Source organism: Streptomyces sp. NPDC004667 (genome assembly GCF_040609475.1).
Taxonomy (GTDB): domain Bacteria; phylum Actinomycetota; class Actinomycetes; order Streptomycetales; family Streptomycetaceae; genus Streptomyces.
On the sequence record NZ_JBEXKC010000065.1, the window covers coordinates 1 to 15884 of the forward strand.

Sequence of the window (15884 nt, forward strand, 5' to 3'; positions counted from 1 at the left end):
GGGGCCGACTACTTCGACGAGTACATGGAGTGGCGGGACGAGGAAGAGGAGGAGGCCGGGCAGGAGTGGCAGGACGCCTACGAGGCGGGTCTTCAGCGCCGCGGCCAGCGCGGCCCCGCTCCCCGGCGGGACCCGGACCAGGGCCCGCTCCCCCGGCGAGGGCTCCCCCCGCCGCCCGGGCAGCGGTACGGGTCCCAGGACCTCCGCGTCCGGCGGCAGCTCGACGGCCCCGAGGAAGGCCTCCAGCGCCTCCCCCCGACCCGCCACGGCGGCCATCCGCGACACCGGCGGGAAGCCCAGCTGGGCCCGCTCGGCCAGTTCCCGTACGGCGTGCCCGACCGGGTCCCAGCGCACCAGCGCCTGAACGGGCCGCAGCGTCGGCTCGGCCACGACGACCACCTGCCCCTCCCCGCGCACCAGCGACGCGGCGGCGATCCATCGGCGCAGCGCCTCCTCCCCCGCCCGCAGGTCGGGCCGGCCCAGCATGGCCCAGCCGTCCAGCAGCAGCGCCGCCGCGTACCCGGCGCCCGCCGCGACCGGTTCGGCGCCGGGGGTGGAGACCACCAGCGCCGGGCGGTCCGGCACCTCGTCCAGCACGTGATCGCGCCCGGACGTCCGTACGGGCACGGCGGGGAAGGCCCGGCCCAGCTCCTCGGCGGTGCGCCGCGCGCCCACCACCTGGGCCCGGAGCCGGAAGGACCCGCACTCCCCACAGTGCCAGGCGCTCTCGGCCCGGCCGCACCAGCCGCAGTGCAGGTCCCGCTCGTCGGGGGCCTCCAGCGGCCCGGCGCACGCGGTGCAGCGGGCGGGGGTCCGGCAGCGCTCGCAGGCGAGCCGGGGCGCGTAACCGCGCCGCGGCACCTGGACGAGGACCGGACCGCTCTTGAGGCCCTCCCGGACGGTCTCCCAGGCGAGGCTCGGCAGCCGGGCCGCGCGGGCCGCCCCGTCGCGCGCCAGCAGTTCGTCGCCGACGGTGCGGATGCGGGGGGCGACGGACCGCACCGTCTCCCGGTCGGCCACGAGCGGGCGGGCCCAGCCCGTCTCGACGAGCTGGGCGGCCTCCACCGTGCAGCTGGTGCCGCCGGCGAGGAAGGCGCAGCCGTCGGTGACGGCACGAAGCTCCAGGACCTCGCGGACGTGCGGGAAGGGGGCGTGGTCGTCGCTGTGGCTGGAATCCCCGTCGTCCCAGATCGCCACCAGTCCGAGGTCGCGCACGGGGGCGAACATCGCGGCCCGGGTGCCGACGACCGCGCGCACCGAGCCCCGGCTCACCGCGAGCCACTGCCGGTAGCGCTTCTCGGGCCCGGACTCGGCCGTCAGCAGGGCGTGGCGCCCCTCGCCGAGCAGCTCGGTGAGGGCGGCGTCGACCCGGGCCGCGGTGCGCCCGTCGGGGACCACGGCCAGGGCGCCCCGGCCGGAGGCGAGGGTCGCCGCCATGGCGCGGGCCAGTTCCCCGGCCCAGCCGGGGCCGGGCAGGGCCGTCCACACGGCGCGGGGGGCTCCCCCGGTGGCCAGGGCCCGCAGGAACGCGGGCCCGGCGCCGTACCGGGTCCAGCCGCCGGGCTCGGGCGCGGGCGGCGGGGGCAGCGGTTCGGGCGAGGGCTTGGCCTCGGCGCGGGCGCTGCGCGCGGGCAGGGCGAGCTGGAGGACGTCGGCCAGGCTGCCCGCGTACCGGTCGGCGACGGCGCGGGCGAGGGCCAGCACGGGCGGGGAGAGGACCACCTCGGGCGAGACCACCTGGGCCAGGGCGGCCAGCGCCCCGTTGTAGTCCGACTCGGCCCGCCGCTCCACGATGAAGCCGTCGATGAGCCCGCCGCCCTCGCGGCGGCCGCCGTGCACGCGGTGGGAGCCGGCGCCGAAGCGGACCCGGACGCGGACGCCGGGCAGGGCGGTCTCCGCGAGCTCCGCGGGCACCGCGTAGTCGAAGAGCCGGTCGAGGTGGAGCACGCCCTTGTTCACGAGGACCCGGGCGACGGGCAGCTCCTCGGCGACCGCGGCCCCGCGCCAGGTCCGCGGTTTGGCCTTGGGCGCCTTGGCCTTCGCCTCGGCGACCATCTCCCGGATCAGTGCGAGCTGCTCCGGCGGGGATTCGTTCGCGCTGCTCACACAGGCATTCTTACCAAAGACCACTGACAGCGAACGGCCCCGGACCTGGAGGTCCGGGGCCGTTCGTCGCGTGCGGCGGTGCTTACAGACCGGCGGCGGCGCGCAGGGCGTCGACGCGGTCGGTGCGCTCCCAGGTGAAGTCCGGCAGCTCGCGGCCGAAGTGGCCGTAGGCGGCGGTCTGGGCGTAGATCGGGCGCAGCAGGTCCAGGTCGCGGATGATCGCGGCCGGACGCAGGTCGAAGACCTCGCCGATGGCGTCCTCGATCTTCTGGACGTCGACCTTGTGCGTGCCGAAGGTCTCGACGAAGAGACCGACGGGCTCGGCCTTGCCGATCGCGTACGCGACCTGGACCTCGCAGCGCGCGGCCAGACCGGCGGCGACCACGTTCTTGGCGACCCAGCGCATCGCGTAGGCGGCGGAGCGGTCGACCTTCGACGGGTCCTTGCCCGAGAAGGCGCCGCCACCGTGGCGGGCCATGCCGCCGTAGGTGTCGATGATGATCTTGCGGCCGGTGAGGCCGGCGTCGCCCATCGGGCCGCCGATCTCGAAGCGGCCGGTCGGGTTCACCAGCAGCCGGTAGCCCTCGGTGTCCAGCTTGATGCCGTCCTCGACGAGCTGCGCCAGCACGTGCTCGACGACGAACTCGCGGATGTCCGGGGCGAGCAGCGAGTCCAGGTCGATGTCGGCGGCGTGCTGCGAGGACACCACGACGGTGTCCAGGCGCACGGCCTTGTCGCCGTCGTACTCGATGGTGACCTGGGTCTTGCCGTCGGGGCGCAGGTACGGGATGGTCCCGTTCTTGCGGACCTCGGAGAGCCGCTTCGAGAGGCGGTGCGCGATGTGGATCGGGAGCGGCATCAGCTCGGGCGTCTCGTCGCAGGCGTAGCCGAACATCAGGCCCTGGTCGCCGGCACCCTGCTTGTCGAGCTCGTCCTCGTCACCCTCGACGCGCTGCTCGTACGCCGTGTCCACGCCCTGGGCGATGTCGGGGGACTGGGCGCCGATGGACACCGACACGCCGCAGGAGGCGCCGTCGAAGCCCTTCTTGGACGAGTCGTAGCCGATCTCGAGGATCTTGTCGCGGACGAGCTGCGCGATCGGCGCGTACGCCTTCGTGGTCACCTCGCCCGCGATGTGGACGAGACCGGTGGTGATGAGAGTCTCCACGGCCACACGCGAGGTCGGGTCCTCGGTGAGGAGCGCGTCGAGGATCGTGTCGCTGATCTGGTCAGCGATCTTGTCGGGGTGACCCTCGGTGACGGACTCCGAGGTGAACAAGCGACGGGACACAACGCTCCCTGGGGTTGCAGCGGCTGCTGGCTGATCATTTGGCGGAACCACACCGGGGGCTGCGCCCGATCACGTTCCAGGTTGCAGTTTATCGGTCGCCACCGTTCACCGGACCACCCGTCTCGCGTTATGGGAGCCATGTGACCTGCGGCACTCCATTCTGACGCACGGATTTGCCTCCGAGAAGAGCGACGCTCAGGTGCTTCTGGAGCCGTCCTGGGGCGCGAGGTGCGCCACCACCCGGTCCCAAATCGCGTCCGCCAGAACCTCCTTCGGACCGTGGGGCACGGGGGTCTCCGTGCCATCGGAGGCCAGGACGACGGCCTCGTTCTCCTCCGAACCGAAGGTCTTGCTCTCGCCGACCTCGTTGACCACGAGTAGGTCACATCCCTTGCGGCGGAGCTTGGCCCGGCCGTTGGCGAGCACGTCGTCGGTCTCGGCGGCGAACCCGACGACGACCTGACCCTCCCGGGCCCGGTCGGCGGAGATCTCCGCGAGCACGTCGGGGTTGCGCACGAGGGCGACGGGCTCGGGGTCCTGCCCGTCCTTCTTCTTGATCTTGCCGTCGGCGTACCGGGCCGGCCGGAAGTCGGCCACCGCCGCCGCCATCACCACGGCGTCGGCTTCGGCGGCCGCCTTCAGCACCGCCTCGCGCAGCTGGAGGGCGGTCCCCACGCGTACGACGTCCACTCCGGCCGGGTCCGCGAGCGCGGTGTTGGCCGCCACGAGGGTCACCCGGGCCCCGCGCGCGGCGGCCGTGCGGGCGAGGGCGTACCCCTGCTTGCCGGAGGAGCGGTTGCCGAGGAAGCGGACGGGGTCGAGCGGCTCCCTGGTGCCGCCGGCGCTGATCACCACGTGGCGTCCGGCCAGGTCGGGACCGGCCGCACCGCGCGCCAGGACCCGGCGGCAGACCTCGTAGATCTCCTCGGGGTCGGGCAGCCGGCCCTTGCCGGTGTCCTTGCCGGTGAGCCGGCCCACGGCGGGCTCGATCACGACGGCGCCGCGGCGGCGCAGCGTGGCGACGTTCTCCTGCGTGGCGGGGTGCTCCCACATCTCGGTGTGCATCGCGGGGGCGAAGACCACGGGGCAGCGGGCGGTGAGCAGGGTGTTCGTGAGCAGGTCGTCGGCGAGCCCGTGGGCGGCCTTGGCCAGCATGTCGGCGGTGGCGGGGGCGACGACGACGAGGTCGGCGCCCTGCCCGATGCGCACGTGGGGCACCTCGTGGACGGACTCCCAGACCTCGGTGGAGGCCGGGTTCCCGGAGAGCGCGGACCAGGTGGCCTCGCCGACGAAGTTCAGGGAGGCGGCCGTGGGCACCACCCGGACGTCGTGACCCGACTCCGTCAGCCGGCGCAGCAGCTCGCAGGCCTTGTACGCGGCGATCCCGCCGCTGACCCCCAGCACGACCTTGGGCTTACCCGGCTTGTCCACCACTCGCTCCCCGTTCGGAATCGTCTACGCCACCTATGACACACCACAGGCCCGGCAGATGTTCTGCCGGGCCTGTGGTGAAGAGAATGTTCCGCGCCTTACTGGGCCGGGGCCTCGATGGCCTCGGAGGTCAGCAGGCCCGCGTTGATCTCGCGCAGCGCGATCGAAAGCGGCTTCTCGTGGACGTGGGTGTCCACCAGCGGGCCGACGTACTCAAGCAGGCCCTCGCCGAGCTGCGAGTAGTACGCGTTGATCTGACGCGCGCGCTTGGCCGCGTAGATCACGAGGCTGTACTTCGAGTCCGTGGCCTCGAGCAGCTCGTCGATCGGCGGGTTGATGATGCCCTCGGGCGCAGTGATGGAAGAGGACACGCTCTACCTTCCGAAGATGGGTGAAAGATCAAACATCAATCGACATGACATCGATCAACGATCAAACAACTTTCATCAAGGCTAGCAGCTCACGCGCCACGTCCTCGACGGAGGTGTTGACCAGGGTGGTGTCGAACTCGGACTCGGCAGCCAGTTCGATCTTGGCGGAGTCGAGCCTGCGCTCGATCACCTCGGGGGATTCGGTACCGCGGCCGGTGAGCCGGCGGACCAGTTCGTCCCAGCTGGGCGGGGCCAGGAAGACCAGCTGGGCGTCGGGCTTGGACTCGCGGACGAGCCGGGCGCCCTGGAGGTCGATCTCCAGCAGCACCGGTTCGCCGTTGTCCAGGCGTTCCAGCACCGCGCCGCGGGGTGTGCCGTAGCGGTTGCCCGCGAATTCGGCCCACTCCAGCAGCTCGCCGTTGGCGATCAGCTTGTCGAACTCGTCGTCGTTGACGAAGAAGTAGTGGACTCCGTGTCGCTCACCGGGCCGCGGCTTGCGGGTGGTGGCCGACACCGAGAGCCATACCTCGGGGTGGACCTTGCGCATATGCGCGACGACCGTGCTCTTGCCGACCCCTGAAGGGCCGGAGAGCACGGTCAGCCGCGGACGAACCTCTGCTGCCATAGAGCGATTATCCAGGTTCTCGGGACTGCCTGAGAACGCCGGGAGAACTTCGGGCGACGCCTCAGGCGCCGCTACCGCCGAACTCACGCTCCAGAGAGGCGATCTGGTTGGAACCGAGACCTCGGACACGCCGGGACTCGGAGATGCCGAGGCGCTCCATGATCTGCTTGGCGCGGACCTTGCCCACGCCGGGCAGCGACTCCAGAAGGGCGGAGACCTTCATCTTGCCGATGACGTCGTTCTCCTGGCCCGTCTTGATGACGTCATGGAGGGAGGCGCCGGAATGCTTGAGTCGATTCTTCACCTCGGCCCGCTCCCGGCGAGCCGCGGCGGCCTTTTCGAGCGCTGCTGCGCGCTGTTCAGGGGTAAGGGGCGGAAGAGCCACGCCTACGTCACCTCGGATGTCGAACTGTCGGATACGGACCGGCGAGGAGCACCAGGGCACCACGCCGGGAAAGCTCCCGAACAGCGCAGGAAATCGTTCGCTGCTCGTTCACTCTGGTCGGAGACTAGCGGCCATGGCCGCTCCAGTCAGCGAGAACGGACGAAAAGTCCTGGTCAGCCTCCACTGAACCGTACATCACGGACAAAGTACCCCGGTTTTGTCCGGGGAAAGACGTTCGAATTTCGTCAGGCCGTGCCATGTGTCCGTGCCGAGGTGTTCGCGGGCGTGGCCCCGGAGGAGGATTACGCCGCGACGGCCGCGCGGATCTCGTCCGCGAACCGGCGGGACGCGTCGCGCAGGGCGTTGACGTCCGGGCCGTGCTTCAGGACGCCCCGCGACACGTTCGGGACGACGTTGCCGACCGCCTTGCCGAAGACCGCCGGGAGGTCCGCCGCCGTCGCGCCCTGCGCGCCGATGCCGGGAGCCAGCAGCGGCCCGTTGATGTCCAGGTCGAAGGAGGACAGGTCGCCCAGCGTCGCCCCGACCACGGCCCCGAAGGAGCCCATCGGCGCGGCCCCCTCGTTCTCCGCGGCCAGGTGTGCCAGCATCGTCGCCCCGATGGTCCGGCCGTCCTCGCGGACCGCCCGCTGGACCTCCGCGCCCTCGGGGTTGGAGGTGAGCGCCAGGACGAACAGGCCCGCGCCGGACTCCCGCGCCAGCTCCACGGCCGGCTTCAGCGAGCCGTAGCCGAGGTACGGGGACACCGTCAGCGCGTCCGAGAACAGCGGGGACGCCGGGTCCAGGAAGGCCGAGGCGTACGCGGCCATGGTGGAGCCGATGTCGCCCCGCTTGGCGTCCATCAGCACCAGCGTGCCCGCCGCCCGCGCGTCGGCCACGGTCCGCTCCAGCACCGCCACGCCGCGCGAGCCGAAGCGCTCGAAGAAGGCCGCCTGCGGCTTGAAGACCGCCACCTCGTCGGCCAGGGCCTCCACGACGGTGCGGGAGAACCGCTCCAGGCCCGCGATGTCGTCGTCCAGGCCCCAGGAGGCCAGCAGGGCGGCGTGCGGATCGATGCCCACGCACAGGGGGCCCCGCGCGTCCATGGCGGCGCGCAGACGGGTACCGAAGGGGGTCACAGGGCTCACAGCGCGGCCTTTCGGGTCTCGGCGCCCACCGCTTCGGCGAGGGTCGCGTAGGGGCTGGCGGCCAGGCGCGCGGCCAGGCCCTTGTGGATGGCGCGGGCGTAGAACGGGCCCTCGTAGATGAAGGCGCTGTAGCCCTGGATCAGGGTGGCGCCCGCGAGGATGCGCTGCCAGGCGTCCTCGGCGTTCTCGATGCCGCCGACGCCCACCAGGACCATCCGGTCCCCCACGCGCGCGTACAGGCGGCGCAGGACCTCCAGGGAGCGTTCCTTGACGGGCGCGCCGGAGAGCCCGCCGGTCTCCTTGACCAGGGCGGGGTCGGACTTCAGGCCCAGGCCCTCGCGCGCGATGGTGGTGTTGGTGGCGATGATGCCGTCCAGGCCCAGCTCCAGGGCGAGGTCCGCGACGGCGTCGACGTCCTCGTCGGCGAGGTCGGGGGCGATCTTGACGAGCAGCGGCACCCGGCGGCCGGTCACCGCGCGGTCGGCGGCCTCGCGCACGGCGGTCAGCAGCGGGCGCAGCGACTCGGTGGCCTGGAGGTTGCGCAGGCCGGGGGTGTTCGGCGAGGAGACGTTGACGACGAGGTAGTCGGCGTGCCGGGCCAGGCGCTCGGTGGAGAGCACGTAGTCGGCGGCGGCCTCCTCCTCGGGCACCACCTTGGTCTTGCCGATGTTGACGCCGACGACCGTCCGGAAGACGGGGTTGCGGGCGGCGAGCCGCTCGGCGACGGCCTCGGAGCCCTCGTTGTTGAAGCCCATGCGGTTGATCAGGGCGCGGTCGGGGACGAGGCGGAAGAGCCGCTTCTTGGGGTTGCCGGGCTGCGCCTGTCCGGTGACCGTGCCGATCTCGACGTGGTCGAAGCCGAGCATGGACATGCCGTCGATGGCGACGGCGTTCTTGTCGAAGCCGGCCGCGAGCCCGAAGGGGCCGTGCATCCGCAGGCCGAGGGCCTCGGTGCGCAGCCCCTCGTACCGGGGCGCGAGGGCCGCCGCGACGAAGGTGCGCAGCACGGGGGTGCGGGCGGCGAGGCGGATCCAGCGGAAGGCCGTGTAGTGGGCCTGCTCCGGGTCCATCCGCTTGAAGACGAGGTTGAAGAAGAGTTTGTACACGGTGCCTGAGGATCCCTCTGCGCTCATGAGGAAGGGGACACCCGGCGCGCGGTCGGCGCGCCGGGGTCCCCCTCCTTCGTACGGGCCTGTCGTCAGTCGCGGGCGGCGGTCAGGTGCTCCGCGTGCTCCTGGAGGGAGCGGACGCCCACGTCACCGCGGTTGAGCGCGTCGATGCCCTGGACGGCGGCGGCGAGCGCCTGGACCGTGGTCAGGCACGGGACGCTGCGCGCCACGGCCGCCGTGCGGATCTCGTAGCCGTCGAGGCGGCCGCCGGTCCCGTACGGGGTGTTGACGATCAGGTCGACCTGGCCGTCGTGGATGAGCTGGACGATGGTCTTCTCGCCGGCGGGGCCCTCGCCCTCGCTGAGCTTGCGCACCACGGTGGCGTTGATGCCGTTGCGGCGCAGCACCTCGGCGGTGCCCGAGGTGGCGAGGAGTTCGAAGCCGTGGGCGACGAGCTCGCGCGCCGGGAAGATCATCGAACGCTTGTCGCGGTTGGCGACGGAGATGAAGGCGCGGCCCTTGGTGGGCAGCGGGCCGTAGGCGCCCGCCTGCGACTTGGCGTAGGCCGTGCCGAAGACGGAGTCGATGCCCATGACCTCGCCGGTGGAGCGCATCTCCGGGCCGAGGACGGTGTCCACGCCGCGACCGTGGATGTCGCGGAAGCGCGACCACGGCATGACGGCCTCCTTGACGGAGATCGGCGCGTCGAGCGGCAGGGTGCCGCCGTCGCCGGTCTTCGGGAGCATGCCCTCCTCGCGCAGCTCGGCGATGGTGGCGCCGAGGGAGAGGCGGGCGGCGGCCTTCGCGAGCGGGACGGCGGTCGCCTTCGAGGTGAAGGGGACGGTCCGGGAGGCGCGCGGGTTGGCCTCCAGGACGTAGAGGATGTCACCCGCCATCGCGAACTGGATGTTGATCAGGCCGCGGACACCGACGCCCTTGGCGATGGCCTCGGTGGAGGCGCGCAGCCGCTTGATGTCGTAGCCGCCGAGGGTGATCGGGGGCAGGGCGCAGGCGGAGTCGCCGGAGTGGATGCCGGCTTCCTCGATGTGCTCCATGACGCCGCCGAGGTAGAGCTCGTGGCCGTCGTAGAGGGCGTCCACGTCGATCTCGATCGCGTCGTCGAGGAAGCGGTCGACCAGCACGGGGCGGGTCGGGGAGATCTCGGTGGACTCCGCGATGTACGACTCCAGGCGGGTCTCGTCGTAGACGATCTCCATGCCGCGGCCGCCGAGCACGTAGGACGGGCGCACGAGGACCGGGTAGCCGATCTCGTCCGCGATCGCCTTCGCGCCCGCGAAGGTGGTGGCGGTGCCGTGCTTGGGGGCGGGCAGGCCCGCCTCGGCCAGGACCTGGCCGAAGGCGCCGCGGTCCTCGGCGGCGTGAATGGCCTCCGGCGGGGTGCCGACGACGGGGACGCCGTTGTCCTTGAGGGCCTGGGCGAGGCCGAGGGGGGTCTGGCCGCCGAGCTGGACGACGACGCCGGCGATGGGGCCGGCCAGCGACTCGGCGTGGACGATCTCCAGCACGTCCTCGAGCGTCAGCGGCTCGAAGTACAGGCGGTCGGAGGTGTCGTAGTCCGTCGAGACGGTCTCGGGGTTGCAGTTGACCATCACGGTCTCGTAGCCGGCGTCGCTGAGGGCGAAGGAGGCGTGGACGCAGGAGTAGTCGAACTCGATGCCCTGGCCGATGCGGTTCGGGCCGGAGCCCAGGATGATCACCGCGGGCTTGGTGCGCGGCGCGACCTCGGACTCCTCGTCGTAGGACGAGTAGAAGTACGGGGTCTTCGCGGCGAACTCGGCGGCGCAGGTGTCGACCGTCTTGTAGACCGGGCGGACGCCGAGCGCGTGGCGGACCTCGCGGACGACGTCCTCGCGCAGCCCGCGGATCTCGGCGATCTGGGCGTCGGAGAAGCCGTGGCGCTTGGCCTCGGCGAGCAGCTCGGGGTGGAGCTTCTCGGCGGCGGCCAGCTCGTCGGCGATCTCCTTGATCAGGAAGAGCTGGTCGACGAACCAGGGGTCGATCTTCGTGGACTCGAAGACCTCTTCCTGGGTGGCGCCGGCGCGGATGGCCTGCATGACGGTGTTGATCCGGCCGTCGGTGGGGCGCACGGCGGCGGCGAGGAGCTCGTCCTTGTCGCCGACGGGGCCGACGAAGGTGAACTGCGAGCCCTTCTTCTCCAGGGAGCGCAGGGCCTTCTGAAGCGCCTCGGTGAAGTTGCGGCCGATCGCCATGGCCTCGCCCACCGACTTCATGGTGGTGGTGAGGGTGGAGTCGGCGAGCGGGAACTTCTCGAAGGCGAAGCGCGGGGCCTTGACGACGACGTAGTCGAGGGTCGGCTCGAAGGAGGCCGGGGTCTTCTCGGTGATGTCGTTGGGGACCTCGTCGAGCGTGTAGCCGATGGCCAGCTTGGCGGCGATCTTGGCGATCGGGAAGCCGGTGGCCTTCGACGCGAGCGCCGAGGAGCGCGAGACGCGCGGGTTCATCTCGATGACGATGACGCGGCCGTCGACCGGGTCGATCGCGAACTGGATGTTGCAGCCGCCGGTGTCGACGCCGACCTCGCGGATGATCGCGATGCCGATGTCGCGCAGCCGCTGGTACTCGCGGTCGGTCAGCGTCATCGCCGGGGCGACGGTGATGGAGTCGCCGGTGTGGACGCCCATCGGGTCGAAGTTCTCGATGGAGCAGACGACGACCACGTTGTCCTTGGTGTCGCGCATCAGCTCCAGCTCGTACTCCTTCCAGCCGAGGATGGACTCCTCCAGGAGCACCTCGGTGGTCGGGGAGAGCGTGAGGCCCTGGCCGGCGATGCGGCGCAGCTCGTCCTCGTCGTGGGCGAAGCCGGAGCCGGCGCCGCCCATGGTGAAGGAGGGGCGCACGACGACGGGGTAGCCGCCGAGGGTGTCGACGCCGGCGATGACGTCGTCCATCGTGTGGCAGATCACCGAGCGGGCGGACTCGCCGTAGCCGATCTTGGCCTTGACGGCCTCGACGACGCCCTTGAAGAGGTCGCGGTCCTCGCCCTTGTTGATGGCCTCGACGTTGGCGCCGATGAGCTCGACGCCGTACTTGTCCAGCACACCCTGCTCGTGCATGGAGATCGCGGTGTTGAGCGCGGTCTGGCCGCCGAGGGTCGGGAGCAGCGCGTCGGGGCGCTCCTTCGCGATGATCTTCTCGACGAACTCGGGGGTGATCGGCTCGACGTACGTGGCGTCGGCGATCTCCGGGTCGGTCATGATCGTCGCGGGGTTGGAGTTCACCAGGATGACCCGCAGGCCCTCGGCCTTGAGGATGCGGCAGGCCTGGGTGCCGGAGTAGTCGAACTCGGCGGCCTGGCCGATGACGATCGGGCCGGAGCCGATGACCAGGACGGACTGGATATCGGTGCGCTTAGGCACGCTCGGCCTCCATCAGGCTAACGAAGCGGTCGAAGAGGTACGCGGCGTCGTGCGGGCCGGCTGCCGCTTCGGGGTGGTACTGGACGGAGAAGGCCGGCTGGTCGAGCAGCTGGAGGCCTTCCACGACGTTGTCGTTCAGGCATACGTGCGAGACCTCGGCGCGGCCGTAGGCGGTCTCGGAGACCTTGTCGAGGGGCGCGTCGACGGCGAAGCCGTGGTTGTGCGCCGTGATCTCGACCTTGCCGGTGGTGCGGTCCTGGACCGGCTGGTTGATGCCGCGGTGGCCGTACTTCAGCTTGTAGGTGCCGAAGCCCAGCGAGCGACCGAGGATCTGGTTGCCGAAGCAGATGCCGAAGAGCGGGGTCTTGCGGGCGAGGACGCCCTGCATGACGGAGACCGCGTGGTCGGCGGTGGCCGGGTCGCCCGGGCCGTTGGAGAAGAAGACGCCGTCCGGGGCGACCGCGTAGATGTCCTCGACGGTCGAGGTGGCGGGCAGGACGTGCACCTCGATGCCGCGCTCGGCCATCCGGTGCGGGGTCATGCCCTTGATGCCGAGGTCGACGGCGGCCACGGTGAACTTCTTTTCACCGATGGCGGGGACGACGTAGGCCTCCTTGGTGGCGACCTCCGCGGAGAGGTTCGCACCCTTCATCTGGGGGGCTTCCAGGACGCGCGCCAGCAGCGCGGCGTCGTCGGCGACCGCGTCGCCGGAGAAGATGCCGACGCGCATGGCGCCGCGCTCGCGCAGGTGGCGGGTCAGGGCGCGGGTGTCGACGCCGGAGATCCCGACGACGCCCTGCTCGACCAGCTCCTCGTCCAGCGAGCGCCGCGAGCGCCAGTTGGAGGGGACGCGGGCGGGGTCGCGGACCACGTAGCCGGACACCCAGATGCGGGAGGACTCCGGGTCCTCGTCGTTGACGCCGGTGTTGCCGACGTGCGGGGCGGTCATCACGACGACCTGCCGGTGGTACGACGGGTCGGTGAGGGTCTCCTGGTAGCCGGTCATGCCGGTGGAGAACACGGCCTCGCCGAAGGTCTCCCCCACAGCGCCGTAGGCGCGGCCGCGGAAGATCCGACCGTCCTCCAGGACGAGTACGGCGGGAGCTTTGGCTGCTCCCCTGGTGGAGGTCGTCATCGTTCGGCGCCTTCCGTCGTGATGGATGGGTTCATGAGGTTGATCGCTTCGACCCAGGCGGCGTGTTCGGCCGCGCGGTCGGAGCGGAATCCGGAGTCGATCAGCTTGTCGCCGTGCGCCCAGGTGACGACGAGGAGACCGCCCTCGGTGAGTACCTTGCCCGCGATTCCCTTGTCGAGGCGGGCGCCGCGCAGCTGCGCGGCCGGTACGAAGAAGTCGGTGGCACCCGGACGGACCACGTCGAGGCCCGCGTCGGTGAGCGTGAGCTCGACCCGGCTGCGCACCCCCAGACCGTGGGCGACGATCCGGTCGAGCCACTGCCCGGCGGTGGTGGACCCGTGGTACCGGCCGGTCAGGGCCAGCCGGTGCTCGGGGAGACCGCCGGGGGCGGCGGGGAGCTCCGGCAGATCGCTCTGCAGGGCCCCGCGCCATTTCCAGCCCTGCCGCATCAGCCAGTACACGAACGCGATGAAGACGAGCAGACCGATCACCCACGCGATGCGGGCGCCCCAGTCCGTCACCTCCGCCGACTGTCGTTCGGCGGCCTCGGCGGCCAGTTGGATTACTGCAGGTGTCACGCCAGTTTCCCGTCCACGACCGTTGCCCGGCCCCGCAGGAAGGTGTGAGTGACGCGCCCCGGCAGCTCACGGCCCTCGTAAGGCGTGTTGCGGCTGCGGGAGGCGAAGTGTGCGGGGTCCACAGCACCACGGTACGAGGTATCGACCAGCGTCAGGTTGGCGGGTTCGCCTGCCGAGACGGGACGGCCGTGGCCGGAGAGCCCGCCGATGCGCGCCGGCGCGGCGGACATCCGGTCGGCGACGCCCGCCCAGTCGAGCAGGCCCGTCTCCACCATCGTCTGCTGGACGACGGAGAGGGCGGTCTCCAGGCCGACCATGCCCATGGCCGCGGCGGCCCACTCGCAGTCCTTGTCCTCGTGCGGGTGCGGGGCGTGGTCGGTGGCGACGATGTCGATCGTGCCGTCGGCGAGCGCCTCGCGCAGGGCCATCACGTCGCGCTCGGTGCGCAGCGGCGGGTTGACCTTGTAGACCGGGTTGTACGAGCGGACGAGCTCGTCGGTGAGGAGCAGGTGGTGCGGGGTGACCTCGGCGGTGACGTCGATGCCGCGGGACTTGGCCCAGCGGACGATCTCGACGGAGCCGGCGGTGGAGAGGTGGCAGATGTGCACCCGGGAACCGACGTGCTCGGCGAGCAGGACGTCGCGGGCGATGATCGACTCCTCGGCGACGGCGGGCCAGCCGCCGAGGCCGAGCTCGGCGGAGACGACGCCCTCGTTCATCTGGGCGCCCTCGGTGAGGCGGGGCTCCTGGGCGTGCTGGGCGACGACGCCGCCGAAGGCCTTCACGTACTCCAGGGCGCGGCGCATGATCACGGCGTCGTCCACGCACTTGCCGTCGTCGGAGAAGACGGTGACGCGGGCGGCGGACTCGTGCATGGCGCCCAGCTCGGAGAGCTTCTTGCCCTCCAGGCCTACCGTGACGGCGCCGATGGGCTGCACGTCGCAGTACCCGGACTCCTTGCCCAGGCGCCAGACCTGCTCGACGACGCCGGCGGTGTCGGCGACCGGGAAGGTGTTGGCCATGGCGAAGACGGCGGTGTAGCCGCCGGAGGCGGCGGCGCGGGTGCCGGTCAGGACGGTCTCGGAGTCCTCGCGGCCGGGCTCGCGCAGGTGCGTGTGCAGGTCGACGAGGCCCGGGAGCAGGGTCTGGCCCTCCGCCTCGATGACGGTCGCGCCCTCGGCGGACAGGCCGCTGCCGACCTCCGCGATGGTCTCGCCGTCGATCAGGACGTCCTGCGCCTCGCCACCGAGCACCTTCGCGCCACGAATAAGGATCTTGCTCATCTTTACTTGGTCTCCTCGGTGCGCGGGGCGGCGGTGGTGGTGACGGCGGGCTCGGATCCGCCGAGCAGCAGGTACAGGACGGCCATGCGGATGGAGACGCCGTTGGCGACCTGCTCGACGACCGTGCAGCGGTCGGAGTCGGCGACCTCGGCGGTGATCTCCATGCCGCGGACCATCGGGCCGGGGTGCATCACGATGGCGTCCTCGGGCATCCGCGCCATCCGGGCGGCGTCCAGGCCGTAGCGGCGCGAGTACTCGCGCTCGGTCGGGAAGAAGGCGGCGTTCATCCGCTCGCGCTGCACACGCAGCATCATGACCGCGTCGGACTTCGGCAGCACCTCGTCGAGGCTGTACGAGATCTCGCAGGGCCAGGTCTCGACGCCGACGGGCACCAGGGTGGGCGGGGCCACCAGGGTGACCTCCGCGCCGAGGGTGTGCAGCAGGTCCACGTTGGAACGGGCCACGCGGCTGTGCAGGACGTCGCCGACGAGGGTGATCCGGCGGCCGTCGAGGCCCTTGCCGAGGCCGGCGTCCCGGCCGACCAGGCGGCGGCGCATGGTGAAGGCGTCGAGCAGGGCCTGGGTGGGGTGCTGGTGGGTGCCGTCGCCCGCGTTGATGACGGGGGCGTCGATCCAGCCGGAGTTGGCGAGGCGGTAGGGCGCGCCGGACGCGTGGTGGCGGATGACGACCGCGTCGACGCCCATGGCCTCCAGGGTCTGGGCCGTGTCCTTGAGGGACTCGCCCTTCGAGACGCTGGAGCCCTTGGCCGCGAAGTTGATCACGTCGGCGGACAGGCGCTTCTCGGCGGCTTCGAAGGAGATCCGGGTGCGGGTGGAGTCCTCGAAGAAGAGGTTGCAGATGGTGCGGCCGCGGAGGGTGGGCAGCTTCTTTATCGGCCGGTCCGCGACGCGGGCCATCTCCTCGGCGGTGTCGAGGATGAGGACGGCGTCGTCGCGCGTGAGGTCGGCGGCCGAGATGAGGTGGCGCTTCATCCGGTTACTCCGTAAGTCGGGAGGGCAGGCGGGAG

Annotated in this window: 13 protein-coding genes; all 13 read right to left on the reverse strand. The window is 71.5% G+C overall.

Features of this window, described 5'->3' with window-relative positions; translation table 11 throughout:
• A partial coding sequence (locus ABZW32_RS28815) for a primosomal protein N' (protein WP_356221219.1) occupies positions 1-2106 on the reverse strand: 2106 nt, incomplete at its 3' end.
• Between the two features lie 82 nt (positions 2107-2188).
• A complete protein-coding gene (gene metK, locus ABZW32_RS28820) occupies positions 2189-3397 on the reverse strand; it encodes a methionine adenosyltransferase (RefSeq protein ID WP_356221221.1) in 1209 nt (402 codons plus the stop codon).
• Positions 3398-3592: 195 nt separating this feature from the next.
• Positions 3593-4828 carry a bifunctional phosphopantothenoylcysteine decarboxylase/phosphopantothenate--cysteine ligase CoaBC gene (gene coaBC, locus ABZW32_RS28825; RefSeq protein ID WP_356221224.1) on the reverse strand — a complete coding sequence of 412 codons (1236 nt, stop codon included), beginning with the start codon at positions 4826-4828 and terminating at the stop codon, positions 3593-3595.
• A 98-nt stretch (positions 4829-4926) separates the two neighbouring features.
• A complete protein-coding gene (rpoZ, locus tag ABZW32_RS28830; RefSeq protein WP_004948662.1) occupies positions 4927-5199 on the reverse strand; it encodes a DNA-directed RNA polymerase subunit omega in 273 nt (90 codons plus the stop codon).
• Between the two features lie 61 nt (positions 5200-5260).
• Positions 5261-5824 carry a guanylate kinase gene (gene gmk / locus ABZW32_RS28835; protein WP_030234013.1) on the reverse strand — a complete coding sequence of 188 codons (564 nt, stop codon included), beginning with the start codon at positions 5822-5824 and terminating at the stop codon, positions 5261-5263.
• A gap of 61 nt (positions 5825-5885) precedes the next feature.
• Positions 5886-6209, reverse strand: a complete 324-nt coding sequence (locus tag ABZW32_RS28840) for an integration host factor (RefSeq protein WP_030234009.1) — start codon at positions 6207-6209, stop codon at positions 5886-5888.
• 302 nt (positions 6210-6511) lie between these two features.
• A complete protein-coding gene (gene pyrF, locus ABZW32_RS28845) occupies positions 6512-7354 on the reverse strand; it encodes an orotidine-5'-phosphate decarboxylase (protein ID WP_356221227.1) in 843 nt (280 codons plus the stop codon).
• Complete coding sequence (locus ABZW32_RS28850) at positions 7351-8460, reverse strand: quinone-dependent dihydroorotate dehydrogenase (RefSeq protein WP_356221302.1); 1110 nt, start codon at positions 8458-8460, stop codon at positions 7351-7353. The genes pyrF and ABZW32_RS28850 overlap by 4 nt, the downstream gene beginning before the upstream one ends.
• Before the next feature lie 92 nt (positions 8461-8552).
• Positions 8553-11861, reverse strand: a complete 3309-nt coding sequence (carB, locus tag ABZW32_RS28855; protein ID WP_356221230.1) for a carbamoyl-phosphate synthase large subunit — start codon at positions 11859-11861, stop codon at positions 8553-8555.
• On the reverse strand, positions 11854-12996 hold the full coding sequence (gene carA, locus ABZW32_RS28860; RefSeq protein ID WP_356221232.1) for a glutamine-hydrolyzing carbamoyl-phosphate synthase small subunit: 1143 nt from the start codon (positions 12994-12996) through the stop codon (positions 11854-11856). Before carA ends, carB begins: the two co-directional genes overlap by 8 nt.
• A complete protein-coding gene (locus ABZW32_RS28865) occupies positions 12993-13574 on the reverse strand; it encodes a hypothetical protein (RefSeq protein ID WP_266837905.1) in 582 nt (193 codons plus the stop codon). The genes carA and ABZW32_RS28865 overlap by 4 nt, the downstream gene beginning before the upstream one ends.
• Positions 13571-14857 carry a dihydroorotase gene (locus ABZW32_RS28870; protein WP_356221235.1) on the reverse strand — a complete coding sequence of 429 codons (1287 nt, stop codon included), beginning with the start codon at positions 14855-14857 and terminating at the stop codon, positions 13571-13573. Before ABZW32_RS28870 ends, ABZW32_RS28865 begins: the two co-directional genes overlap by 4 nt.
• 2 nt (positions 14858-14859) lie before the next feature.
• On the reverse strand, positions 14860-15849 hold the full coding sequence (locus ABZW32_RS28875) for an aspartate carbamoyltransferase catalytic subunit (RefSeq protein ID WP_356221238.1): 990 nt from the start codon (positions 15847-15849) through the stop codon (positions 14860-14862).
• Positions 15850-15884 lie beyond the last annotated feature (35 nt).